The sequence below is a fragment of the Stutzerimonas azotifigens genome, assembly GCF_013522725.1.
GTDB classification, from domain to species: Bacteria; Pseudomonadota; Gammaproteobacteria; order Pseudomonadales; family Pseudomonadaceae; genus Stutzerimonas; species Stutzerimonas azotifigens_A.
On record NZ_JAAMRF010000031.1, the window covers coordinates 1 to 320 of the forward strand.

General features: G+C 64.7%; 1 protein-coding gene. It reads left to right on the forward strand.

Going from position 1 to position 320, the window contains the following annotated elements:
* Window positions 1-320, forward strand: a 320-nt coding sequence (locus G7026_RS22510) for a cbb3-type cytochrome c oxidase subunit I (protein ID WP_181073274.1), incomplete at both ends; no start/stop codon positions are given.

A 320-nucleotide genomic window follows, 5' to 3' on the forward strand; every position in this document is an offset into this window, starting at 1 on the left:
TGGGCCGGCCCGCACCACCTGCACTACACCGCTCTGCCCGACTGGGCGCAGAGCTTGGGCATGGTGATGTCGATCATCCTCCTGGCTCCGAGCTGGGGCGGCATGATCAACGGCATGATGACCCTCTCCGGCGCCTGGCATAAGCTGCGCACCGACCCGATCCTGCGCTTCCTGGTGGTTTCGCTTGCCTTCTACGGCATGTCCACCTTCGAAGGCCCGATGATGGCCATCAAGACCGTCAACGCCCTCTCCCACTACACCGACTGGACCATCGGCCACGTACACGCCGGCGCCCTCGGCTGGGTGGCGATGATCACCAT